This window comes from Solwaraspora sp. WMMD937, assembly GCF_029581175.1.
In the GTDB taxonomy this organism is placed as follows: domain Bacteria; phylum Actinomycetota; class Actinomycetes; order Mycobacteriales; family Micromonosporaceae; genus Micromonospora_E.
This window is the reverse complement of the sequence record NZ_CP120738.1, coordinates 4,468,868-4,489,387: the sequence shown is the minus strand read 5'-3', so window position 1 is coordinate 4,489,387 and position 20,520 is coordinate 4,468,868. Positions and strand designations below refer to the sequence as shown.

Annotated in this window: 14 protein-coding genes and 1 pseudogene; 6 read left to right on the top strand and 9 right to left on the bottom strand. The window is 71.0% G+C overall.

Going from position 1 to position 20,520, the window contains the following annotated elements; translation table 11 throughout:
* The first annotated feature begins 33 nt into the window (after positions 1-33).
* Positions 34-1,053: a glucosyl-3-phosphoglycerate synthase gene (locus O7621_RS19905; RefSeq protein WP_282230642.1), complete on the top strand. Its 1,020-nt coding sequence runs from the start codon at positions 34-36 to the stop codon at positions 1,051-1,053.
* A gap of 30 nt (positions 1,054-1,083) precedes the next feature.
* On the opposite strand, the gene O7621_RS19900 is transcribed toward O7621_RS19905, so the two are convergent.
* The 3 genes from O7621_RS19900 to O7621_RS19890 form a co-directional block, all read right to left on the bottom strand.
* The gene (locus O7621_RS19900; protein ID WP_158632101.1) at positions 1,084-1,260 is read right to left on the bottom strand and encodes a hypothetical protein; all 177 of its coding nucleotides are present in this window, start codon (positions 1,258-1,260) and stop codon (positions 1,084-1,086) included.
* An 84-nt stretch (positions 1,261-1,344) separates the two neighbouring features.
* A complete protein-coding gene (locus O7621_RS19895) occupies positions 1,345-2,493 on the bottom strand; it encodes a SigB/SigF/SigG family RNA polymerase sigma factor (RefSeq protein WP_282230641.1) in 1,149 nt (382 codons plus the stop codon).
* A 187-nt stretch (positions 2,494-2,680) separates the two neighbouring features.
* Positions 2,681-3,787 carry a Vms1/Ankzf1 family peptidyl-tRNA hydrolase gene (locus tag O7621_RS19890; RefSeq protein ID WP_282230640.1) on the bottom strand — a complete coding sequence of 369 codons (1,107 nt, stop codon included), beginning with the start codon at positions 3,785-3,787 and terminating at the stop codon, positions 2,681-2,683.
* A gap of 155 nt (positions 3,788-3,942) precedes the next feature.
* Here O7621_RS19890 and O7621_RS19885 point away from each other — a divergent pair, with 155 nt between their 5' ends.
* The 4 genes from O7621_RS19885 (at position 3,943) to glgB (ending at position 9,208) form a co-directional block, all read left to right on the top strand.
* Positions 3,943-4,491 (top strand): hypothetical protein, encoded by a 549-nt coding sequence (locus O7621_RS19885; RefSeq protein WP_282230639.1) that lies wholly within the window; start codon positions 3,943-3,945, stop codon positions 4,489-4,491.
* Between the two features lie 178 nt (positions 4,492-4,669).
* Positions 4,670-5,581 carry a DMT family transporter gene (locus O7621_RS19880; protein WP_282230638.1) on the top strand — a complete coding sequence of 304 codons (912 nt, stop codon included), beginning with the start codon at positions 4,670-4,672 and terminating at the stop codon, positions 5,579-5,581.
* A gap of 451 nt (positions 5,582-6,032) precedes the next feature.
* Entirely contained in the window at positions 6,033-7,304 is a 1,272-nt protein-coding gene (locus tag O7621_RS19875; RefSeq protein WP_282234664.1) for a glycosyltransferase family 4 protein, read from the top strand.
* Positions 7,301-9,208, top strand: a complete 1,908-nt coding sequence (gene glgB / locus O7621_RS19870) for a 1,4-alpha-glucan branching protein GlgB (RefSeq protein ID WP_282230637.1) — start codon at positions 7,301-7,303, stop codon at positions 9,206-9,208. Before O7621_RS19875 ends, glgB begins: the two co-directional genes overlap by 4 nt.
* A gap of 98 nt (positions 9,209-9,306) precedes the next feature.
* On the opposite strand, the gene O7621_RS19865 is transcribed toward glgB, so the two are convergent.
* The 5 genes from O7621_RS19865 to O7621_RS19845 all read right to left on the bottom strand — a co-directional run bounded on the left by O7621_RS19865 (position 9,307) and on the right by O7621_RS19845 (position 17,142).
* A complete protein-coding gene (locus O7621_RS19865) occupies positions 9,307-10,590 on the bottom strand; it encodes a citrate synthase (protein ID WP_123601467.1) in 1,284 nt (427 codons plus the stop codon).
* 162 nt (positions 10,591-10,752) lie between these two features.
* On the bottom strand, positions 10,753-12,822 hold the full coding sequence (locus O7621_RS19860) for a sulfatase-like hydrolase/transferase (protein WP_282230636.1): 2,070 nt from the start codon (positions 12,820-12,822) through the stop codon (positions 10,753-10,755).
* Positions 12,815-14,257: a methyltransferase gene (locus O7621_RS19855; RefSeq protein WP_282230635.1), complete on the bottom strand. Its 1,443-nt coding sequence runs from the start codon at positions 14,255-14,257 to the stop codon at positions 12,815-12,817. Before O7621_RS19855 ends, O7621_RS19860 begins: the two co-directional genes overlap by 8 nt.
* A 14-nt stretch (positions 14,258-14,271) precedes the next feature.
* Positions 14,272-14,430, bottom strand: a complete 159-nt coding sequence (locus tag O7621_RS19850; RefSeq protein ID WP_158632100.1) for a hypothetical protein — start codon at positions 14,428-14,430, stop codon at positions 14,272-14,274.
* A 357-nt stretch (positions 14,431-14,787) separates the two neighbouring features.
* On the bottom strand, positions 14,788-17,142 hold the full coding sequence (locus O7621_RS19845) for an ATP-binding domain-containing protein (RefSeq protein ID WP_282234663.1): 2,355 nt from the start codon (positions 17,140-17,142) through the stop codon (positions 14,788-14,790).
* Between the two features lie 375 nt (positions 17,143-17,517).
* Here O7621_RS19845 and O7621_RS19840 point away from each other — a divergent pair.
* A pseudogene (locus O7621_RS19840) lies at positions 17,518-17,916 on the top strand (OsmC family protein); the annotation flags it as partial.
* Between the two features lie 110 nt (positions 17,917-18,026).
* Here O7621_RS19840 and O7621_RS19835 read toward each other — a convergent pair.
* Positions 18,027-20,504 carry an EAL domain-containing protein gene (locus O7621_RS19835; protein WP_282230633.1) on the bottom strand — a complete coding sequence of 826 codons (2,478 nt, stop codon included), beginning with the start codon at positions 20,502-20,504 and terminating at the stop codon, positions 18,027-18,029.
* Positions 20,505-20,520 lie beyond the last annotated feature (16 nt).

Below are 20,520 nucleotides of genomic sequence, written 5' to 3'. Positions count from 1 at the left end.
GCAGCTGATCGAGCGTCGTCACGGGGGTGGATCATGGGGTACGCGCGAACGGCCGTCGCTCCCACGGTTGCGGACTGGACCGCCCGTCGCACCGGGACGGCGGGCCGGTGGACGCCCTGGGAACTGGCCATGGCCAAGGCCAGGACCGGCCGGCAGGTGAGCGTCGTGCTGCCGGCCCGCAACGAGGAGGCCACCGTCGGCGCCATCGTCGAGTCGATCGTCGGAAACCTGGTGGACCGGGTGCCGCTGGTCGACGACGTGGTGGTGGTCGACTCCCGGTCCGACGACAGCACGGCGGCCGTGGCCGCCGCCGCCGGCGCCCGGGTCGTCGGCCAGGACGAGATGACCCGGGGGCTGCCGCGACTGGAGGGCAAGGGTGACGCGCTCTGGGCCGGGCTGGCTGCCACCGACGGGGATCTGATCGCCTTCGTCGACGCCGACCTGCGGGAGTTCCAGCCGGCCTTCGTGACCGGGCTGCTCGGCCCGCTGCTCACCGATGAGTCGGTCAGCTTCGTCAAGGGCTTCTACCATCGGCCGCTGGTGCGGTCGAGTGACGTCGAGGCGGATGCCGGTGGCCGGGTCACGGAGATAATGGCTCGACCGCTGTTCAACCTCTTCTGGCCGGACCTGTCGGGATTCGTCCAGCCGTTGGCCGGCGAGTACGCCGGCCGACGCGACGTGCTGGAACAGATTCCGTTCGTCTCCGGCTACGGGGTGGAGACCGCGATGCTGATCGACCTGCTCGACGTCTGTGGGCTGGATTCCCTGGCTCAGGTCGATCTCGGCGAGCGGCGGCACCGGCACCAGAGCACCGAGGCGTTGGGGCGGATGTCCGCCCAGATCCTGTTGACCGCCTGGTCGCGGCTCTACCGAAAGGGCTGGGTAATCTCGGAGCGTCCGCCCGGCGGCCTGCTCACCCAGTTCCGGCGCGGCGAGGCCGAGGCACTGAGCAATCTGGAACGCGAGATCGTCGTCAGCGACGTGTCGGTCCAGGAACGGCCCCCGTTGGGCCAGCACCGGCGGGCGCTGGCGACCACCGCGGCCGCCGGCTGACGCCGAGCCCAACCGAATCCGCCGACCGGGTTACTTGCTTCCCGCACTCGGCTTGGTGGCGTGGAACACGATCAGACCGACCACCAACCCGACCAGTGCGATGGCACCGGAGTTCGACGTGTCGTCGCCGGCTCCGGAGATGCCGAAGGCGAACGTGCCCGCGCCTGCGACGATCGCCGCGACCAGGCGGTTTCCACGTTGTTTCACGGTCGGCACGCTATCGGCGCCGGTAACGCCGTCAGCGCCGGCCGGCACCGGTTCCCCCGATCGAGGTAGCGGGGCGAGGCCGGCTCAGACCACGGCGAACAGCGGTGCCAGTCCGGCCACGGTCAGGCTGCGTCGCACATAGGGCTGGGGCCGGGCGAACCGTAGCCGTACCGCCGCCCGGCGGGCGGCCTCGTGGCTGGCCAGCAACGCGGCGATGCCGGCGGCGTCGACGAAGCCGACGCCGTCCAAGTCGACCAGGACCTCGGCGTCGGGGCCGGCGGCCCGGACCGCGTCGACCAGTCCGACGCGGACCCGTTCGGCCGCCTCCCGGTCGAGTTCGCCGGTCAAGCCGATCTCGGTCCGGCCGTCGACGCGCCGGACGGAGACGGTCAGCGCGACGTCGGCCGGCTCCGGCTGGGCGATCCCGGACTCCCACCGGGGCGGGGCGTCGGTCAGCATCGCCTGGCGCAGCCAGGTCAGGGTCCGGGACAGCAGCCGGGAGACATGCATCTGGGAGATGCCGAACTCGGCGGCGATGTCCGACTGGGTGTAGTTGCCGTAGAAGCGCATGGCGAGGATCCGGCGTTCCCGGGCCGGCAGCCGGTAGAGCAGCCCGCTGACCGTCAGCCGGTCGTCGACGGACTCCAGGTCGGCGTCGAGGGCGCCGAACATGTCGCCCAGCTCGGCGGGTCCGTCGTCGCCGACCGGCCCGTTCAGCGACGCGGGTGTGTAGCCGGCGGCGGATTCCAGGGCCGCGAGGATGTCCTCTTCGGAAATGTCCAGCCGCTCGGCGAGCTCGGCGACGGTCGGCGACCGGGACAGCTCGCTGGTCAGCACCGCGGTCGCCTGGCTCACCTCGATGGTGAGATCCTGCAGCCGGCGGGGCACGTGCACGCCCCAGGTCCGGTCCCGGAAGTGGCGTTTGATCTCTCCGGTGATGGTCACCGCCGCGTAGGCGGTGAACGAGCCACGGTCTGGGTCGTAGCGGTCCACCGCCTTGACCAGCCCGAGCCGGGCGACCTGCTCGAGATCCTCCAGCGGCTCGCCGCGACCGCGGTAACGCCGGGCCAGCCGTCCGGCGAACGGCAGGGCCAGCTGGACGAGCTCCTCCCGCAGATCCCGGCGCCGATTCTCAGCCTGGTCGGCGAATCGGGCCGCGTAGGACAGAGCTGCTCCGTCGAGGTCCTCCAGCGCGTGTTCCGAGCGAGTTACCGTACGCCTTTGTCCGGACATTTCGCCCCTCCCCGGTGATCCGGCCCTGAGCTCCGCATTCCGGCACTTTGATCGGGTCGCGAGTCCGGTCCAGCACCGGACGGACGCCCTCACTAAGCCGGACCCTACTGGCAGTGACGACGCCACCCGATCCGAATGCCATGAAAATTCCACGCCGAGGACTGCGACCGACGCACCGGCGGTGCGCTCAGCTGGTGACCGGATCGGAGTACCGCAGAACGGCGCCGACCCCGCCGGCCAGATCCGCGTCACCGGGACCGACCAGCACCAGATCGGCGTCGGTGGCCGCCAGCGCGCGCAGCAGCGCCGCGTCGGCGCGGACCTCGCAGGGCTCGTCCACCGCCATCACGGCCAGGTCGGCCGGGTCCAGGGCGATCTGGGTCGGCTCGGGACCGATCCAGACCCGCTGGGTCGAGGAGGGGTCGTCGACCAGCAGCAGCGTGTCGACCTGAGCCCGCTGCAGCGCGTCGACCACGGCGGGCAGCCCATCGCCCCGACCCTGTTGCGCGCCGTAGCGATCAAGTGCCCGGTCGGTATGCTCGGCGGCCACCGCGGCGATGGCCTGGATGGTGGCCTCGGTCAACGGCTCGGGGTCGGCACCCACCGCCCGCGACCCGGCATCGGTCTGCACCGTACGCGACTGCCAGCGCCTCGGCAGCTGGCCGACGATGAGCTGGCGTGCATCCGGGTCGCCGGCGACCACCAGCACCTCGGCGCCGATCTGGTCGGCCAATGCCGCCGTCGCCGCGGCGCTGGCACCGGCGTTGCGTCGCCACGACACCTCGGCCGCCCGCTGGAACCGGGCCTGGGACCAGGCCCCCGGTTTGACCTTGCGGATCGGGTGGGCGGCCGGACCGTCGACGCCGGCCTGCCGGGGCAACCCGCCGGCGCTGACCGCGTCGATCTCAGCCCCGGTGCGACTGACCAGGACCCGCAGCCAACTGATTTCCTCGCCCCGCTGGGCGACCAGCGGCATCGCGTGCGGCAGCGGGCCGACCGTGGCGAGGTCATGCGGGGGCGGTGCCGGCAGGTAGTTGTGCAGCACCACGTCGCCGCTGGCGGCGCTGAGCGCGAGGCCGTACTCACCGGCACGGGGCACATGCCGGGTCACCGCCGCGCCCAGCGCCACGACAGTCGCCGGATCGGCGCCCTGCCGGTTCAGCTGATCACGCAGCGCCCGCCAGCGCAGTTCGAGCGCGTCCACCGCGTCCTCGGTGTCGTGTGAGGCGTCCAGGTATACCGACGCCCACGGTCCGGGCCGGGCGTAGAGCGGCCGCAGGAAGGACAGATCCATGACGTACCCCCTCCTTTCTCCGCCGGCATACCCGGACAGCTCGACTAATCACCTCAAATCAACCACCACCTTCCCCATGAGCCCATTCATTCACAGCATTCACTCGACCATCTCGATACAATGTGTGAACAAGAGCAAACATTGGGTGGTGATGGATGGATCCCGAACTCTTCCCCGAGCGAGCCGTCCACCGGCGCGGGCCGATCATCACCGGACATGTGGTCCGTCTGGTCGGTGGCTACTCGCGGCCGATCAAAGTCGGTCAGCCCATCCTGATCGGGGTCCTCGCGGCGGCTGGGGTGATCCGAGCGCTCGGCGCGGTGCTCGCCTCGATCCGCCTGGCCGGAAGCGGCTCCACCGCCGCTCGCCGCAAGTGGAAGGAACTGCGTAACGGACCCGAGTTCCTGGTGACCCCCCTGCACATCCGGGACACCGCCGGGGTGCTGTGCGAGATGGAGATTCACGGACATGTGCCGCAGAGCGCCCTCGACCCGTCCGACCACGTGCAGGTGACGGTACGCCGGCAGAAGGATCCCGAGCTGCCGCCCCGGGTGGAACGCATCGTCAACCTCACCACCGGTCAGTTCCTCACCCCACGGACCCCGACCGTCTGGTCGCACCTCGGTCCGGCACTGCTGTTCCAGGCGGTCCTCGGACTCCTCCTCCTGGTCGCACTCGCCGGGCTGGTCGTCGTCTTGGCCTGAGCGTTCTGGCCACCACCCGGAGATTCACTCCGGTTCCGTCCTCCGTCAGACGGAGGAACCCCGGCGCCGAGGTACTTCGTGAGACGGAGACAGCTGCCCCCCGACGGGGTGAGGGTGACCGGCGTCGGGTGAGGGATCATGGGACGATGACGCGCCAAGGGTGCCGACGGGCCCGGTCGTGACCGACTTACTGATCTCCGTGGCCTTCGCTGTCGCCTCGGCCCTCGCGTACGCCCTCGGCGCCGTGGTCCAGGAACGGCTCGCCGTCCGGCTCGGGGCCCAGACCCCCTGGCGGGCGATCGTCCGGGCGCTGCTAAGTGCCCGGCGCTGGTGGCTGTCGGTGGCGCTGAACGCCGCCGGCGCGCTTCTGCACGTGGCGGCGCTCGCGTACGGCCCCCTGTCGGTGGTACAGCCGCTCGGCGTCCTGACGCTCGTGCTGGCCCTGCCGATCGGCGCCGCGTTCGCCGCCCGGCGGGTCGCCGCCCGGCAGTGGGTCGGTGCCGCGGCGACCGTACTCGGTCTGCTCCTGCTGCTCAGCCTGACGGTGCCGGGCAGCGGCGACGGGATGACCTCAGCGGACGGCACCGTCCTGATCGTGGCCAGCGCCGTCGTGCTCACCGCGATGATCGCCGGCACCGCGGCACTGCGCCGTCCGGTGCCCCGGAGCCTGCTGTACGCCACCGGCGCCGGCATCGCGTTCGCCGTCGCGTCCGCGCTGACCCACGCGGTGACCCGCGAGTACGCCGAACACGCAGCGGCCGCCCTGATCGGCCCGACCGTGCCGGCCGTCGCCGCAATGGCCATCGCCGGGGTGCTGCTGTCACAGCTCGCCTACCGCGGCGGCGGCCTCGGCGCGCCGCTGGCCACGGTCACGCTGGCCAACCCGGTCGCGTCAGCGGTGATCGGGGTGGCCCTGTTCGGGGAACGCTTCGCCGACGGACCGGTCGCGATGGTGCTGCTGGTGTGCGCCTGCGGCACCGCCGGTGTCGGGATCCTGCTGCTGGCACCGCCGACGGCGGTGACCGACACCGCCGACCCGGTGGACCCGGCCCCCGACCGACCGGGTCCGCTGGCACTCTGCCGCCGCTGACCGCCGGCCGGCCGGGCATCAGGGGCACCGGCGACCCGGGACCGAGTGTCTTCGGTCACCTCCGGTACCTACGGGATGCGGATCCGGTCCGGATGTCGTTTCCTTGAGTACGGCGGTACCACGCACCGCAGCGTGGCAGCCCGCCCGCCACCGGCCGTCGGCCACCTTTTCTCACTCGCGCCACGGCCATCGGCCGCCGCTCGACCTCGTCGCGCAGCACCAGATCACCGCTTCAACACCCTCTCACCGCCTGTCCTGCCGTCACCGGCGCCGGCGCACCCGCACCTGTTCGAAATGGATGGAGAAGATCGCGATGCCCCTGCGGGTCGGCGACCAGTTCGCCAACGCACTGGTCACTCAGGACGGCCTGTGCCGTCCGGTCCCGACGTCCCGACCGCACCCGCCGCTGCCGGCCGCCGGCGACGCCGCCGACGGACGCCGCCGGATCCTGATGCTGTCCTGGGAGTACCCACCGGTGCTGGTGGGCGGACTGGGTCGACACGTACACGCCCTCTCCGTCGCCCTGGCCAACGCCGGCCACGAGGTCACCGTCGTCACCCGCCACGCCCCCGGCGCCCCCCTCGAGGAATACGCCGACGGCGTCCGCATCATCCGCGCCGCCGAGGACCCACCCCTGTTCCCCCTGGCCACCCCCAGCCTCCTCGCCTGGACCATGGCCTTCAACCACACCCTCACCCGCGCCGCACTCCGCGCCACCCAGACCGCCGAATACGACGTCATCCACGCCCACGACTGGCTCGTCACCCACACCGCCATCACCCTCACCGAACACCTCGACATCCCCCTCGTCGCCACCATCCACGCCACCGAAGCCGGCCGCCACCAGGGCTGGCTCCCCGACGAGATGAACAAGTCCATCCACTCCATCGAACACTGGCTCGGCCACGAGTCCGGCCGGGTGATCACCTGCTCGGCGTACATGCGCGACGAGGTGCTGAGCCTGTTCGGGGTGCGCCCGGACCGGGTCGACGTGGTGGCCAACGGGGTGGACGCCCGCCGCTGGCAGGTGCCGACGGACGCGGTCACCGCCGCCCGGGCACGGTTCGCCGGCGACGGGCCGCTGGTGTCGTTCGTCGGCCGGCTGGTCTACGAGAAAGGCGTCCAGCACCTGATCGCCGCGCTGCCCCGGCTACGCCGCCAGCACCCGAACGTCCGGTTGGTGATCGCTGGCGACGGTCCGTACCGCGCCGAACTGGAGGCCGACATCGACCGGCTCGGGCTACGCGACGCGGTCACGCTGCCCGGCTTCCTCGGCGGCACCGACCTGCCGGCGTTGATGGCGGCGTCGGACTGCTTCGCGGTGCCCAGCGTCTACGAACCGTTCGGCATGGTGGCGTTGGAGGGCGCCGCGGCCGGCGCGCCGCTGGCCGTGTCGGCCACCGGCGGACTCGCCGAGATCGTCGAACCCGGGGTCACCGGAATGACCTTCCAACCCAAGGATCCGGACGGACTGGCCAACGCGGTCGGTACCCTGCTGGCCGACACGACGCTGGCCCGGCGGGTGGCCCGGCAGGCCCGTCGGATGGTCCACGACCAGTACGGCTGGGCGGCGATCGCGCACCGCACCGCGGCGACCTACTCCGCCGCGATCGTCCAGTCCTCGGCGTTCGCCACCGAACGGGCGGCCGCCCGAATGGCGCACGGAAAGGCCACTATCGTCATCCCGGACGGAAACCTCCTCGCCGGCGCGGGGAGCAGATGACCGCTACCCGGGAGGCTGCCCTGACCGAGACGATCGGCGACATCGACCTGCACCTGTTCGCCGAAGGACGCCACGAACAACTGTGGCGGATGCTCGGTGCTCACCCGCTGCCCGGCGGTTGCCGGTTCGCGGTGTGGGCGCCGAACGCCCGCCGGGTCCGGGTGATCGGCGACGGCCCCGGCTGGGGCCCGTACGAAGGCCAGGAACTGGACCGGCTCGGATCCGGTGGCGTGTGGGCCGGCTTCGTGCCGGGCGTCGTCGCCGGGCAACGGTACAAGTACCGTGTCCAGGGGGCCGACGGCTCCTGGGCGGACCGGGCCGACCCGATGGCGCAGGCCACCGAGGTGCCGCCCCGGACGGCCTCGGTGGTGTACCAGTCCGGGTACGTCTGGCAGGACGCGGACTGGTTGCGCAACCGACGCGGTGACCACCACGCCCGGCCGATGTCCGTCTACGAGGTGCACCTCGGCTCGTGGCGACCCGGGCTCAGCTACCGGGAGCTGGCCGACCAACTGGTCTCCTACGTGTCGGACCTGGGCTTCACCCACGTGGAGTTCATGCCGGTGATGGAGCATCCGTTCGGCGGCTCCTGGGGGTACCAGGTGACCGGCTACTACGCGCCGACCTCCCGGTTCGGCACGCCGGACGACTTCCGGCATCTGGTCGACCGACTACACGGCGCCGGTATCGGGGTCCTGTTGGACTGGGTCCCGGCGCACTTCCCCCGCGATGCCTGGGCCCTGGCCCGGTTCGACGGCACCGCGCTGTACGAACACCCGGATCCGCGCCGTGGCGAGCACCCCGACTGGGGCAGCCTGATCTTTGACTACGGCCGGCGGGAGGTACGCAACTTCCTCGTCGCCAACGCCCTGTACTGGCTGGAGGAGTTCCACATCGACGGGCTACGGGTCGACGCGGTCGCCTCGATGCTCTACCTGGACTACTCGCGAGGGCCGGGCCAGTGGCTGCCCAACGACTCCGGCGGCAACGCCCACACCGAGGCGATCGAGTTGCTCAAGGAGCTCAACGCCACCGCGTACCGGCTCAATCCGGGCGTCGTGATGATCGCAGAGGAGTCCACCGCCTGGCCAGGGGTCACCAGACCCACCGACTGGGGTGGGCTCGGCTTCGGACTCAAGTGGAACATGGGCTGGATGCACGACACGCTGAGCTACCTGGCCCGCGACCCGGTGCACCGCAGCCACCACCACGACGAGATGACCTGGCCGGCGGCGTACGCGCACACTGAACAGTTCCTGCTGCCGATCAGCCACGACGAGGTGGTGCACGGCAAGGGCTCGCTGACCGCCAAGCTGCCCGGCGACCGGTGGCAGCGGCTGGCCGGACTGCGCGGGCTGCTGGCCTACATGTGGGCGTTCCCCGGCAAGCAACTGCTGTTCATGGGCAGTGAACTCGCCGACGAGCAGGAATGGAGCGAACAGCGCGGGCTCGACTGGTCGCTGGCCGCCGACCCGGCGGTCGGCGGGGTACGCAACCTGCTCCGGGACCTGAACGCGGTCTACCGGCAGTGCCCGGCGTTGTGGGAGCTGGACGTGACACCGGACGGGTTCGGGTGGATCGACCACACCGACCGGGGAGCCAACGTCGTCTCGTTCCTGCGGCACGGCCGCGACGGTAGCGTCCTGGCCTGCGTGGTCAACTTTTCTGGAGTGCCCCGGCACGGATACCGGATCGGACTGCCGCAGTCCGGACGCTGGCAGGAGACGATCAACACCGACGCCGAGTGGTACGGCGGGTCGAACGTCGGCAACCTCGGGGCCGTCACAGCGGACGGTGCGCCACTGCACGGTCAGCCGACGTCCGCCGTCGTGCAGGTCGGGCCCTTCGCCGCAGTCTGGCTGCGCCCGGACCCAGTAAGGCGGACGAACCACGCTAGTGGCTGACCGGAGCCCGACTATGCGTCCGACCCGCGCACCGACTGACCCGTCCGACGCCATCGGCGGGGTCGCCTGCGGCCGCAGGCGACCCCGCCGATGGCGGTTCAGCGCTGGTCGACTGGGACGAACTGACGCTCCTGCGGACCGACGTAGAGCTGCCGGGGCCGGCCGATCTTGTTGGTCGGGTCGGCGATCATCTCCCGCCACTGCGCGATCCAACCGGGCAGTCGACCCAAGGCGAACAGCACGGTGAACATTTTCGGCGGGAAGCCCATCGCCTTGTAGATCAGCCCGGTGTAGAAGTCCACGTTCGGGTAGAGCTTGCGGGAGACGAAGAAGTCGTCGGCGAGCGCGATCTCCTCCAGCTGCATCGCGATGTCCAGCAACGGGTCCGGCTTGTCCAGCCGGCCCAGCACGTCCTGCGCCGCCTGCTTGACGATGGCCGCCCGCGGGTCGTAGTTCTTGTAGACCCGATGGCCGAAGCCCATCAGCTTGACCCCGGCCTCCTTGTTCTTCACCCGCCGGACGAAGTTCTGGACGTCGCCGCCGGAAGCGTGAATCTCCTGCAGCATCTCCAGCACCGCCTGGTTGGCACCGCCGTGCAGCGGCCCGAACAACGCGTTGACCCCGGCCGAGACCGAGGCGAACAGGTTGGCGTTGCTGGAGCCGACCAGCCGCACCGTCGACGTCGAGCAGTTCTGCTCGTGATCGGCGTGCAGCACGAACAGCATGTCCAGCACCTGCGCGATGACCGGGTCGGCCTGGTACTCGGTGGCCGGCACACCGAACGTCATCCGCAGGAAGTTCTCCACGTAGCCGAGCGCGTTGTCCGGGTAGAGCAGCGGCTGGCCGATCGACTTCTTGTACGCGTACGAGGCGATGGTCGGCACCTTGGCCATCAGCCGCACGGTGGAGATTTCGACGTGGTCGGTGTCGAACGGATCCAGGCTGTCCTGGTAGAAGGTCGACAGCGCACTCACTGCGGAGGAGAGCACCGCCATCGGGTGCGCGTCCCGGGGAAAGCCGTCGAAGAACCGGCGCATCTCCTCGTGCAGCAGCGTGTGCAGCCGAATCCGCTCACTGAAAGCGGCCAACTCGTCACTGGTCGGCAGCTCGCCGTAGATGAGCAGGTAGCTGACCTCAAGGAAGGAGGCCTTGCCGGCCAGTTGGTCGATGGGGTAGCCCCGATAGCGCAGGATCCCGGCATCGCCGTCGATGTAGGTGATCGCCGACGCGCAGGAGGCGGTGTTGACGTAGCCCGGGTCGAACGTGACGTGACCGGTCTCCTTCAGCAGCGCCCCGACCTCGATCCCGGGCGGACCTTCGATAGCCGGCTGCACCGGCATCGACAGTTGGCCACCGGGATGGTCCAGCTTCACATCCGTCATATGGTCCCTCACTTCGCCGGCAGATCTTCGTCGAGTGCCTCATTTCTTACCGTAATCCTGCGGTGATGCGCTGCCGCAGCGAGCAGGTGAGGGTGAGGGATGCGTCACCCGATCCGGTGGCCGGACACCACCAAACACCCCAGAAACGGATGAAAGCACTAGTCAGTCGGTGCGCCGCCGCAGCTCGGTACCGTCACCGACCACCTCGAAGATCTCCACCCGGTTGTCACCGGAGCGCCACAGCGACTCGTCGGTGATCAGTGCGGCGAATCGCCGCCCCTCAGCGTCCGGGGCCAGCGCCGGCACCACGGTGGCGATCCGCCCGTTCACCGCCACAGCGAGCGGAGCACCGGTCCTCACCCGGTCGGGCAGTTCACCGTACGCCAGCGCGGGCAGGTTACCGCTTGCCGGGTCGACGTCGGTGTAGCTGTCGGCGTTGCTGATGGTGGCGCGAACACCGTCGTCGGTGACCGGCAGTTCGGCGACCGGGCGACCGACCAGCTCCGGCACCAGCGGCGCGGGTAACGGCGGACCGGCCTGCCCGGTGGTCAGGGCGGCGAACGTCGCCGGGCCCGGCACCGTCACCGGCCGACCCGGAACGTCCCGGAACTGCTTGTCCGCCCGTTCCCGGGGCGGGCAGCTGCCACATCGGCCGTCGACCTCGAACGGCAGGTCGATGCCCGCGTGCGCCGCGATGGTCGGCAGCAGGTCGACATGCTCCCAGTTACGGTCGTCGACCCGACCGGCCTGCTGGCCCGGCTCCTTGACGAAGGTCGGCACCCACAGCACCTCGGCCGGCGCGGCCCGCACCGCACCCATGCCCCGCCCCTGCTCCCCGAGGGTGAAGCTCACCCCGTGGTCGGCGGTGACGACGAGCAGCGCGTCGTCGTAGCGGCCGCTGGACCGCAGCGCCGCCAGGGTCTGTCCGATCAGTCCGTCGGTGTAGCCGAGCTGGGCCAGGTGCCGCTGACGGGCCAGCTCCACCCAGCCGGCACCTTCGTTCGGGAAGTCCTCGGGAGCCTCGTAGCGGACACCGGACGGCAGGTAGCTCCACGGCGCGTGCGGCATCAGCAGGTGGAGAAAATGCAGCGTTGGCCCCTGGTCCGGGGTTGCCAGCCCGTCGATGAACGTGGTGAACCGGGCTGGCTGGTTGTCGTCGAGTGCGTCGAACCGGAACCTGGGGTCGGTCGGGACGTCGCCACCGGCGAGGCCGGCGTCGCGACGGGTCGGCTCGCGGAAACTCGCCGTCGGGTCGTCGTGACTTTCCACCGGCGACAGGATCTGGCCGAGCAGTGCGGCCGTCTCCTGGAACAGCACCGGCAGGGCCGCCGTGGCGGACTCCGCCTCGCAGCGACTCGGCGCGCAGAGCTCGGTGATGCTCTCCTGCGCCCGGATCTGGTAGGTGCCGCCGAGCGCGCTGAACAGGTTGTCCGGGTGCTGGGAGTAGTGGGGTGCCACCTCGCGTTCGGGATACCGGCCGGACAGCATCGCCGGCAACGCGTACGGGGTCCAGCCGCTGACCGCGGTGGCGTTGCGGTACCAGGTCGAGCCGGCGGCCAGCTCGGCGAAGTTGGGGTAGCGTTCGGCGTCGATCCGCCCTTCCGGGCCGAGCAGCGACAACAGCGGCAGCTCGTCGAGGATCAGCACCACCACCGGTGGATGCTCGCCGTCGCCGGTAGCCGTGCCGGGCCCGGCGCTGGTCCGCTCGCTGCCGAGCACCACCGCCGAGGCCGGCGAGGTGAACACGAACAGCACCACAAAGACCGCTGGACCGACGGCGGCCAGCCGCAGCAGCTGCCCCAGCCCACCCCAGCGCCGGTAGGCCCAGGTCACGGCGGCACCGGCCAGCAGCGCGGCGGCCAGCAGCGACACACCTCGGATCGGCAGCAGATGCTTGCCGACCTGTACCGCCAGGGCGACCAGCAGCAGCCCGACCGTCACCAGGTGAGCGGTCCGGCGGACCGGCGGACCGGCCAGTCCGATCAGCGCGCCGGGCAGCCAGCAGACCAGAGGCGGTACGACCACGTAGAACGCCACCAGCAGCAGGATCTCGGCCGTTCCGGCACCGTGGAAGAGGAAGAAGTCCGGGCTGCGCCCGACGACGTCCAGCAACGGCTGCGCAACGACCAGGCCGCACAGTGCGACGATCTCCAGCAGCCGACGCAGCTCCGTCGCCCGGCGGGTAGGCGGGGCCGGTACCGCCGCAGCGGTACCGGGTTCCGCGTCAGCCACGCGGGACCCCGGCGTACAACGTCCGGGTGCCGGACGGGAGTTCCTCCCGCCGGGTGATCTCGTACCGTTCGGCGAGCAGCCGCTCGAACTCCGCCCGGTGGTAGTCGGGGAAGAGCCCGGCGGGCTTGTTGGCGAGCAGTTGCCGGGCCATCGGATCGTCCGGGTGGACAAACTCGATGATCATCTGGCCGGTGCCGCCGCCGGCCGGAAGCAGGCCGGTCAGCCAGTCCAGGACCCGTGGCAGCGGCACGTTGCGCCCGATCGCCAGGTGGTGGATGACCGCCAGGGCCAGCACCGTGTCCGCCCGGGCCCGGGCGGTGAACGAGGTACGCTCGTCACCGGCCCAGCCACCGCCGGGCGACGGGTCGGCGAGGTCCATCAGGATCGGCAGGATCCGCCGTTGCCCGTCAGCGCGCAGCCGCCGGTACAGATGGTCGACGACCGCCGGGTCACTCTCCACGGCCACCACCTGCTCGGCGTGGGCGGCGGCGATCCGGGAGTACGTGCCGTCGTTGGCGCCGAGGTCGAACACCGTCCCCGGGCGGTGTGCGGCGAGCTCGGCGTCGACGAAGGCGGTCTTCGCCGTCCGGTCAGCATCGGAGTACGTACAGGTCTGCTGGTAGTCGACCCAGTGGCTGCCCGGCGGAGCCCAGTCCAGGCGGTCCACCAGCTTGGCGACGGCCCGAACCGTGGCCCGGACGAGTTCGGTGGAGAAGCCGGCGTCGCGGATCTCCGCCCGCACCGATCCGGTACTGGCCGAGGCGTGCCGGGTCTGCATCGCGTCGTGCAGGTGGATGTGCTTGAACACACCAGCCCGCCACCGCCGGGCACCGCGGAACAGCCGCCGCATCTGACCCGACTCGATGCCGTCTATACGCGCCCGCAGCAACGGCTGGAAGTCCAGGCCCAGATGCGCCTGCAGCATCAACGGATAGAGCATGGTCTGACAGAACTGCCGGTAGCCGGCCCATGGTTCACCGGCAGCGGCCGGCTGGAACGAGCCCACGTCGATGAAGACCGGGTCGACCCCGCGCCACTGCAGGTTGTACGCCGAGCCGTCGGTCATGGTGACCCCGTCGACGAGCGCCGCCTCCAGCACCTCCAGGTGCAGGCGGGCGGCGTCGCGCAGTTGAGCGAAGGACCACTCGTAGGGGTAGGACACGAACGGCACCCGCTCGTGTCGTAGCACCGTCGTCCACCGGTCGGCGACCACGGCGGGCAGGTCCCCCGGCTCGACGGTCTCGGTGGCGACGACCTTACCGGCGGCCATCAGCGGCGCCAGGAAGGAGCTGTCCCGGACCGCCGCCCAGTCGCTCGCAGCCTGGGGTCCCAGGCCGCGGAGCACCGCGCCGTCGGCGTAGAAGATCTGGTTGTCCGGGTCCCGGAACGAGCCGGGCTCGTCACGGGGGGTCGAGGTGGTCGATTCGGAAATCATCGGTGCCGGGCCGCTCAGTCCTTCTTGGTGGGCTGCTTACGGAACCGGCTGACCAGCCGACGCCAGTAGAGCTTGGTCGCGACGACCATGCCGGCGGCACCAGCCACCACCGCTTGGACGATCAGGCTGCCGGATCCGGCATCCAGGTAGGCCAGGTTCTCCACGCCGGCCACCTCCCAACTGTGTCGAGTTCGTGCGGTACGTCCGTCAACTGCGGCCCGGGAGGGCCGACGCCACCGAGTGTTGTCCGGCCCGCCATCTTACGGACAGCTGCCGTACACCACCCTACGCGGCCGACCCTCTGGGCACCGCCAGCCCCACCGGCACCGCCGTTTCCCGACTATCGGAAACGGACCCGAGCTTGCGCGGTTTCGGCAGTGTTTATCACCTTTTCCGCCAGCGGTGCACCCGGCTCGTCCACAGCTGATGGACGAGCCGGGTGCACCGACCGGGTCAGATAACGGTTCGGCAACGGCACGAGGGCTCCTCGCTCCGCCGCACGGAGCCGGACCGCCGCCCCACCCGACCTGCTAGCCGACCCGCCGACCAGCGTCGCCGGAGCCGGCCGAGCCGAGAATCGACGGGAGGTCCCCGGGGTACAGCACCGCCAGCCGCGCGGTGGCCCGGGTCAGCGCCACGTACAGATCGTTACGGCCCCGTGGCGAGTCAGCGAGGATCGCGGCGGGGTCCACTACCACGACCGAGTCGAACTCCAACCCCTTGACCTGCGCGACCGTCAGCACCACCACCGGCGACTCGAGATCAGGCTGCTCGCCGGACGCGACCCGGTCGACTGCTGACCGTACCGGCTCAACCAACCCGTCGTGCCGGCCAACCGGGACGATCACCCCGAGCCGGCCGTCGCCGACCGCGGGCAGTTCCGCCCGGATCAGCTCGACCAGCCGGTCAACGAGCTGGCCGGCCCGGGGTACCCGCTCCCACCGAACCGGCACGCCCGACTCACGGACCGCCCGGGGTACCGAGGCGGCGGGATCGATGGCGCCGAGCACCCGACCAGCCACCGCCAGGATCTCGGCCGGAGTGCGGTAGCTCACCGTCAGCTCGGCCAGCCTCCAGCGGTCCGCCACATACGGCCGCAGCAGTTGAGCCCAGGAGGCCGCGCCGGCCAACGCCCCGGTCTGGGCCACATCCCCGACAATCGTCATCGACCGGTTCGGGCAGCGGCGCATCAGCAGGCGCCACGCCATCGCGGACAGTTCCTGGGCCTCGTCGACGACGACGTGACCGAAGGTCCAGGTACGGTCCGCCGCCGCTCGTTCGGCAGCCGTCCGGTGGTCACCGGCCACCTGCCGGGTCGCCAGCGCCTCGGCGTCGAGCAGGTCGGTCGCGCCGAGGATCTCCGGCTCCGCCTCGTCCTCCACGTCGATGGACTCCGACCCGCGCAGCACGTCCAACGCTCCCTCGGCGTACTCGAGCCGCTGGCGGCGCTGAGCCTCGGCGAGTGCCTGCTGCGCGCTGTCGTCGACACCGAGCAACTCGGCCGCCTCGTCGAGCAACGGTACGTCTGCCGCGGACCAGCCACCGCCCGGGGCGCGGCGCAGCGCGTCGCGTTCAGCTGGATCGAGGTCGGGGGCGGCGGCCGCGAGCCGCTCGGGCGAGGCGAAGAGTTCGGTGAGCAGCCGCTGCGGAGTCAGCACCGGCCAGAACCGGTCCAGGACCGACCGCAGCGCCGCATCGGCGCGCAGCTCCCGTCGAATCTCCGCGAGGTCGGCCTCGGCCAGTACCTGCGGGTCACCAGGAGCGTCGTCGCCACCGAGCGGATCGTCCGCGTACGGATCGATGCCGATCTCGTCGGCGATCTGATCGGCCAACGCGTGCACGATCTCGGTGTCGAACAATGGACGGGCCAGGTTGTGCAGCCGTCCCGACCGGCGGGTACGTTCGCGGGCCTCGGCGCAGATCTGCGCGGTGATCCGCAACTGGTGGCCGTCCACCTCGACCAGCACCGGCTCGTCCGGCACCTCCTGCCGGTCCCGGATCGCGGCCGCCACCACCTCGGCCATCGCCGCCCGGCCCTTGATCTCCGCGACCCGGTCCGGTTCAGTCCGGGTCGCGCGCACCCCGGGATACAGCTCTCCGGGGGTACGCAACAGCACCCCGGTCTCAGCCAACGATGGCAGCACCTGAGCGATGTACCGCAGGAAGGTAGCGTTCGGCCCGACCACCAGCACGCCTCGGCTGGACAGCTCCCGGCGGTGGGTATAGAGGAGGTAGGCGGCACGGTGCAGCGCGACGGCGGTCTTACCGGTACCCGGGCCACCCTGGACCACCAGCGCCCCGTCCACCGGTGCCCGGATGATCTCATCCTGTTCGGCCTGGATGGTCTGGACGATGTCCTTCATCCGCCCGGTACGACCGGCGGTGATCGCAGCGAACAGCGCCGCCTCACCGGTCAGCGTGCTCGTCCGGTGGTTCCGGGCGAGTTCCAGATCGAGCAGCTCGTCATCGATCGCGGTGACGGTCCGCAGCCGGCTACGGATGTGCCGGCGGCGGCGGACGCCGTCCGGCGCCGCCGCGGTCGCCAGGTAGAAGGGACGGGCGGCCGGGGCCCGCCAGTCGATCAGCAACGGCTCGTAGTCGCCCTGTTCGTCGAAGAGTCCGATCCGGCCGATGTAGCGGTGTCCCTCGTCGGTCAGATCGAGCCGACCGAAGCACAGTCCGTTCTCCACCGCGCTGTACTGCGCTATCCGTTCGGTGTGCAGCGCCACCGTGGCCTCGCGTTCGGAGCGCGCCTGCGGCGTGCCACCGGTCTGCCGCAGCGCGGCCACGAGCCGCTGCTGCGCCATCTCCCGCAGGGCGTCCAGTTGTTCGTGCAGCAGGGTGACGTACTGCTGCTCCGCGGCGAGGTCGGCGGCCCGGTCCAGGTCCTCGGGCCGGTCGGTGTCCGTGACGGTCTGGTCCACACCGTTGATGTTGTCACGCCCAGGTGCCTGCACCGCACTTGACAAGTGTGCCCCCTTGCTGTTAGCTGAGGAAGTCAGGCGCCGCAAGGGCGTCTTTCTTCTTGTGGTGTCCGTCCTCGTGGTGATCCGTCGACGAGAGCCTCAGTGACGAGAACCCTTCCGTTGACGAAACGTCAACGATAGCCGCTGGTGGTCGCCACCGCCTTCGTCGCTTGCCCGGCCCCGCCTCGGCACCCGCCCGATCTCGGTGTCGCCGACCGACCAGCCAGGTCACCCCGCGTTTCGCCGGGGCGCCCACGGGTACGCAGCCGCCGGGCAGGACGCGGAGGAGGCGTGATGGGTGCTTCGGAACCCTGGGTCCACCAGGCTTCGGCAACCGCCGAAGCGGGTCGGGTCCGTACCGACGACGGTGAGTTCTCCAGCCGGCTCGCCTCTCCGTTGGCCCCGCACGGCGGCGGCCTCACCCCGGAGCAGTTGCTGGCCGCAGCGTTCGCGTCCTGCCTGCACCACGCGGCGGTCGAGGCGGCCTCCGAGATCACCGACGAGTCGCACACCGTCGAGGTCCACGCCGAGACCCGGCTACGACGCGACCCCGACGGCCGGTACCGCGCCGACGTGCGGGCCAGTGTCGCCTCCTGCGGGCTGACCGTCGAGCAGCTTTCCGCGTTGGCCCGACGGGCCGACCTGCTCTGGCCGTTCTCCGGACAGGACAGTGCGCGGCACACCGTCGACGTCGTCGCCGCCAGAGCAGACGACGACCGCACCGCGACGGAGCACCGCCATCCGGTCGGTAGCGACGGTGCCCCGGTCCGGATGCCGCCGGGCTGACCCGGTTTGGCTCGCTGTCACCCTGATCCGGCCCGACGCAGCCGCGGCATCCGGACGATGTTCGCCCCCGGATGCAGGCTCGGGGCGAGCGCGCCGACGACCCCGTCGCGGCCGCGCCGCAGCATCGAGACCAGCTCGTCAACGTCGGCGGCGGCCGGACCGAACAAACTGCCCTGACCGGCGGCGCAGCCCAGCTCCCACAGCGTCCGTCGCTGCCCGGGGGTGGACACGCCGGCGGCGACCACGGTGTGTGCGAGGTCGCGACCCAGGCCGACCAGCGACCGCAGCGCTGCCGGCGAGTTCTCCGGCACCGCGAGCAGCCGATGGTCGACCTTCACCAGGTGCACCGGAATGCGGAGCAGCGCGGACAGCGGCGCGTCGGAGGTGCCGAAGCCGGCGAACGCGATCCGCACCCCGTCGTCGTGCAGCTGGTGCAGGGCGCTCAGCGCCATGTCCGGGCAGCTGATCCCGGTCGTCTCGGTGAGTTCGACGATCAACTGGTCGGCTGGCACGCGGTGCATGTCCAGCCGGTTTCGCACGTCGGCGGGGAATCCGGGATCCAGCAGGCTCCGCGCGGAAATGCCGATGGACACGGGAAGCACGAAGCCGGCGTCCCGCAGCAGCCGGGTGGCGGCGAGTGTCCGGTCAAACATCCCCCGGGTGAACTCGGCGAGCCAGCCGGAGCGCTCGACCAGCGCGAGCATCCTGGCCGCCGGCTGGTCACCGAGGTCGGTGTTGCCCCATCGCACCACCGCCTCGGCGGCGACCGCCGATCCGCTGCCGAGATCGACGATCGGGTCGAAGCCGACCGCGTAGTGGTGACCGGCCAGCGCGGCGGGAAGCTCACCGCGCAGGGCCAGCCGGTCCGGGTCAGCGGTGTCCCGGCTACGGTCGTACCTGGTCAACCCGCGGCCGCTCTCCTTGGCCTGGTACATCGCCACGTCCGCCCGCCGCAGCAGCTCCTCGGTGCTGGCGTTGCCGTTCGCCGTGGCCAGTCCGGCACTGGCCCGCAGGCTGATCCGGATCCCGTCGAGGTCCATCGGGTCACGCAGCACCTGCAGGATCCGTGCCGCCTGGTGCTCGGCGCGGGCCGGTGCCGCGTGTCCGGTGAGCACAATGGCGAACTCGTCGCCGCCCAGTCGGGCGACGAGGTCACCGGCGGCGGCCCGGTCCAGCCGCCGGGCGACCTCCACCAGAACCTGGTCACCGGCGGAGTGCCCGAGCGTGTCGTTGACCTCCTTGAAGTGATCAAGATCGATCAAGACCAGGGCGGTACGCGGCAGGCTACGCCGGTCGGCCAACGCTGCGGTGAGTCGTTCCCGCAGGTGTCGACGGTTCGCCAGGCCGGTCAGCGGATCGTGGGTGGCGTCGTGCTCGTGCCGGGACGCAAGGTCGATCACCTGTGCGTAGGCGATGGCGTTGCGGATCGCGGTGGTCAGCGCCGCACCGAAGGTACGCAACGTGTAGCGCTCGCGGTCGGACAGGCCCGCGCCGGCGAGGGCGAGCCGCAGCGCACCGGCGGCCTGTTCGGCGTCACCGGTGGCGCCGAGCGGTACCGTCAGCAGGTCACCGTCGACACCGGGCCCTGCCTGATCCACCGGACCGTCGTACCGTAGGCCGTGCTCATCGCCCTGCACCAGGCGTCGCTGCGGGCCGTGCTGGAACTCGATCTCGACGATTCGGGCCGAGAAGAGCCGCGCGGCTCCGGACGACGCGGTGCGCAGTACCGCATCGAGGTCCACGTTGTTGAGGGCGTCGGTGGTCTCGGCCAGCTGCCGCCAGGCCGACCGTTCCTCGGCCAGATGCAGGCGCCGTCGAAAGCTGGAGTGCAGCAGCAGGACCGCCAACGGGGTCGCCACCAGAAGGCGTGCGTCGACCGCCACCACGACCACCGTGGCCAGGGCGAGCAGCAACGTGGCGACCTTAACACCGGCCCGCATCCGAGCACCCCGGCGCACGACCCGCTGCCAGGACGTCCGATCCGCCAGCGCGACCACCGGCACCGGCAACGTCTCGTCGACCGCCGCGTAGGCCAGCGCCGCCACGCAGAGCGAGACGACGGTGACGGTCCAGGACCGGGTCAGGTGGCTGGTGCCGCCCAGCACCGGCGCGAGACCGGCCCACGTCGCCGCCGCCGCAGCAGCCAGCGCGCCGATCGATTCCTTGGCTGTGGCAAACGCCACCTTGACCGGCGCCGACCGGGCGACGGAACGCCCAACGGCCACGCCTACGGCCGTGCACACGACCACCCAGTGCACCGGCAGCACCGCCACCGACACCAGCACCGCGGCACTGGTCGGCGAGATGCCCTGCGGGGTTCGAATCCGGATCGGTACGGTGCAGCCGCTCGCCACGGCGACGAGACTGGTGAGCACCAGGGGGTAATAGAGGGCGGGGAGGCTGAGCGGTGCGCCGATCCCGGACACCGCCCATGCCATCGCCACCAGGCCACAGCAGACGATGAGCCCGACGAGCGGCGTCAGTCGCCGATTCACCCCGTCGCCACGCACC